General features: G+C 58.1%; 3 protein-coding genes. All 3 read left to right on the top strand.

From position 1 onward, the window contains the following. On the top strand, positions 1 to 1,260 hold a 1,260-nt coding region (locus WBB85_RS05130; RefSeq protein WP_432637552.1), incomplete at its 5' end, for a type I restriction-modification enzyme R subunit C-terminal domain-containing protein. Positions 1,261 to 1,263: 3 nt separating this feature from the next. Continuing rightward, positions 1,264 to 2,712 (top strand): N-6 DNA methylase, encoded by a 1,449-nt coding sequence (locus WBB85_RS05135; RefSeq protein ID WP_432637553.1) that lies wholly within the window; start codon positions 1,264 to 1,266, stop codon positions 2,710 to 2,712. Then, the coding region (locus tag WBB85_RS05140; protein ID WP_432637555.1) for a restriction endonuclease subunit S at positions 2,709 to 4,311 on the top strand (1,603 nt) is incomplete at its 3' end. The genes WBB85_RS05135 and WBB85_RS05140, both read left to right, overlap by 4 nt.

Raw genomic sequence — 4,311 nt, forward strand, 5'->3', positions numbered from 1 at the left:
GAAGAGGTTGAAGATCGTATCTACAACACGAAGGATTTCGACCGCACGCTGGTGCTAGACGACCGTACAAAGTTGGTCGCTCAAAAGGTCACAGAGTTCCTGAAGCAAAGCGGCGACCGGATGGCCAAAACCATCGTTTTCTGTGTCGACCAGGAACACGCTGCCCGGATGCGACAGGCTCTTATAAACGAAAACGCAGATATGGTTGCGCAAAACCATCGCTATGTCATGCGTATCACTGGAAGCGACAAAGACGGGCTGGACCAACTGGGGAACTTTATCGATCCTGAGGCTCCTTATCCGGTGATCGTGACGACATCCCGGCTGCTCTCGACTGGTGTCGACGCACAAACCTGCCGACTGATCGTTCTGGACCGCGAAGTCGGGTCTATGACCGAGTTCAAGCAGATTGTCGGCCGCGGCACCCGTGTGCATGAAGATACGCAAAAGCTGTTCTTCACCGTCATGGATTTCCGCGGCTCCACCAGCCATTTTGCCGACCCGGAATTTGACGGCGAGCCGGTGCAGATTTACCAGCCCGGTCCCGATGATCCGATCACGCCGCCGGATGATGCCCCGCAAACTGACATTGATGGTGAGCCCTTGTCGCCAGAGCCCGGCGACGATGAAACTGTGCTGATCGATCCGATTGATCCCGTTGATCCGTTCACTGGCACCACGGGCGGCGGGCCAATCCGCAAGGTTTACGTGGATGGTGTTGGGGCGGTTATCGTTGCGGAACGCATCGAGTACCTCGACGAGAACGGCAAGCTGGTGACAGAGTCTCTGCGCGATTACACCCGCAAGGCCCTCCGGCGCCAGTTTGCGAGCCTTGACGATTTCCTCAAGCGCTGGAATGGCGAAGGCCGCAAGCAGGCCGTCTTTGAAGAACTCGAAGCCGAGGGTCTGCCACTTGATGCAATTGCCGAAGAACTGGGCAAGGATCTCGATCCCTTCGACCTGATCTGCCACATCGCATTTGATGCGAAACCACTGACGCGGCGCGAGCGGGCCGAAAGCGTGAAAAAGCGGGATGTATTCACCAAATACGGCCCCCAGGCGAAGTCGGTCCTCGAAGCGCTCCTCGAAAAATATGCCGACGAAGGCGTCATGAACCTCGACGACCTCGGCGTTCTGAAAATCGCGCCGTTCAGCGGCATGGGAAGTGTGGTTGAACTTGTCCGTGCTTTCGGTGGAAAACCCAAATTCGAACAGGCCGTCCACGACCTGCAATCTGCAATCTACGATGAAAGCGCATAACCCATGTCCGTCCGTACCCTCGTTAAGTCCATTCAGGACATCATGCGCAAAGACACCGGCGTGGATGGCGATGCCCAGCGCATCAGCCAGTTGTGCTGGATGTTCTTCCTCAAGATCATCGACGATCAGGATCAGGAACTCGAACTGACCAAGGATGACTACACCTCGCCCATCCCCGATGCCCTGCAATGGCGCGCTTGGGCGGCAGACCCAGAGGGGATCACCGGCGATACGCTGCTGGAGTTCGTCAACAACACCCTGTTCCCCGACCTCAAAGCGCTGCCCACCAACGCAGGCCCCCGCGCCAAGGTCGTCCGCGATGTGTTCGAGGATGCCTATAACTACATGAAATCTGGCCAGCTGATGCGGCAGATGATCAACAAGATCAACGAGGTCGACTTCAACAACCTGACCGAGCGCCAGCACTTCGGCGATATCTACGAGCAAATCCTGAATGACCTGCAAAACGCGGGCAACGCGGGCGAATACTACACCCCGCGCGCCGTCACCGCCTTCATGGTCCAGCAGATCGACCCGCACCCCGGCGAAATCATGTTTGACCCCGCCTGTGGCACCGGCGGCTTTCTGACCTGCGCCATGCGCCACATGCGCGACAATTACGTCAAACGCCCCGAGCATGAGGCGCTGATGCAAGGCGCCCTGCGCGCGGTGGAAAAGAAACCGCTGCCCCACATGCTCTGCGTCACCAACATGCTGCTCAACGGGGTCGAGGAACCCGACTTCGTGCGCCACGACAACACGCTGGCCCGCCCGCTGGTCAGTTGGACGCGGGATGAACGGGTCGACATCGTGCTGACCAACCCGCCCTTCGGCGGCAAGGAAGAGGACGGGATCGAAAGCAACTTCCCCACCTTCAAGACCCGCGAAACTGCCGATCTGTTCCTTGCCCTGATCATCCGCCTGCTCAAACCCGGTGGCCGCGCCGCCGTGGTCCTGCCCGATGGCTCGCTCTTTGGCGAAGGCATCAAGACCCGGCTCAAGGAACACCTGATGGAGGAATGCAACCTGCACACCATCGTGCGGCTGCCCAACTCGGTCTTCAAACCCTATGCCTCCATTGGCACCAACCTGCTGTTCTTTGAAAAGGGCCAGCCCACGCAAGACATCTGGTATTGGGAGCACCGCGTGCCTGAGGGGCAAAAAGCCTATTCCATGACCAAACCGATCCGGTTGGATCATCTGGACGATTGCGCCGCATGGTGGGGTGGGGCCGCGCGTGAAGGCCGCGTTGAAGGCCCGCAGGCGTGGAAGGTGACAGCGGATGAAATCAAGGCGCGCGGCTACAACCTTGACGTCAAGAACCCCCATACGGTGGAGGAGGATCACGGCGATCCCGAAACCCTGCTGGCCGAGTTGGACGGGGCAGAGGCCGAGGTCGCCACCCTGCGCGAACAGCTGAAGGCTGTGCTGGCCGAGGCGCTGGCCCGATGAATGCCGAAGACCTCCTGCACCACTACGCCCGCATTTCCGAGGCCCCCGACGCGATCCCCAAGCTGCGGCGCTTTGTGCTGGATTTGGCGGTGCGCGGGAAGCTGATGGAGCAGGATGCGGCGGATGAACCGGCGTCGGACTTGCTGAAGCGGATCGCGGCGGAGAAAGCGCGGTTGGTTAAGGCAAAAGAAATCCGGCGGCCCAAGGAAATGGACGCCATTTCTCCAGAAGACTATGGGGTCTCCCACCCAGAAACCTGGTGCCTTGAGAGGCTTGGAAACTTGTCAACTGTCATCACCAAAGGCAGCACGCCAACTTCATACGGCCACGCGTACACCGACAATGGGGTCAACTTCATCAAAGTTGAATCGATTGTCGATGGCCGTATCTCAGAAAAAAGCATTACAAGCTTCATCTCTGACGAAACCCACGAGTTTCTTGCTCGCTCAAAACTTCATGCTGGCGACCTTCTATTTTCAATAGCGGGGAGCATTGGAACATGTGCACTCGTCACGCCGGAAACTGTTCCAGCGAATACGAACCAAGCGCTGGCAATTATCCGTGGGACGTCAATTCCGTATGATGCGGATTTTCTTATCTTAATTCTCCGTTCTTCTGTCTCGGAAGCCATCAAGGAGAAGGCTCGCGGTGGTGCTATGAACAATGTTTCATTGACCGACCTTCAAAATTTGATTGTCCCTATCCCACCCCTCGCCGAGCAGCACCGCATCGTGGCCAAGGTGGATGAGTTGATGGCGCTGTGTGATCGGTTGGAAGAGGCCCGCGCGGGGCGGGAGGGGGTGCGCGACAAGCTCACCGCCGCCAGCCTCGCCCGCCTGACCGCGCCAGAGACGACAGAACCAGATTTCCAATCCCACGCCCGCTCTGCCCTGCAAACCCTCCCCGCCCTCACAACCCGCCCCGACCAAATCAAACCCCTCCGCCAAACCATCCTGAACCTCGCCGTCCGCGGGAAACTGGTGGCGCAAGACGCGGCAGATGAACCGGCGGCGGAGTTGTTGAAGCGGTTCAAGGCGGCAAAGATTGCGCATAAGCAAGCAACCGGAGACGCAAGGAACAAGCTCGCACCCGATGCCGATGAATCAAGCTATCCCGTAGGCCTGCCTGACGGTTGGGCTGTGCAGTCATTCGAGAACCTGTTCTTGTTCATCGATTATCGTGGAAACACACCCCCAAAGACCGAAGGTGGAGTGCCGCTGATCACGGCGAAGAACGTGCGAATGGGGGCGCTGAACCGTGAACCCCGGGAATACATTTCCGAAAAGACCTTCAAGGCGTGGATGAGCAGGGGATTTCCGAAGTTGGGCGATCTCTTCTTTACCACTGAGGCACCACTCGCGAATATTTGCCTCAACGATATTCAGGAACCGTTCGCGCTCGCACAGCGGGTCATTTGCTTTCAGCCCTATGCCGAAATCAATACCCGATACCTGATGCTCACTATCCAGAGTGATGTAATGCAGGCCTTGATCGACGAGCAAGCCACGGGGATGACAGCAAAGGGTATTAAAGCTGCGAAGTTGAAGCCGCTCCCCATTCCCCTCCCACCCCTCGCCGAACAACACCGCATCGTAGCCA

The sequence above is a fragment of the Albidovulum sp. genome (assembly GCF_049646345.1).
Taxonomy (GTDB): domain Bacteria; phylum Pseudomonadota; class Alphaproteobacteria; order Rhodobacterales; family Rhodobacteraceae; genus Albidovulum.

Coding starts and splice junctions, on each gene's coding strand:
- WBB85_RS05135 (WP_432637553.1), top strand. CDS start 1,264: ATGTCCGTCCGTACCCTCGTTAAGTCCATTCAGGACATCATGCGCAAA.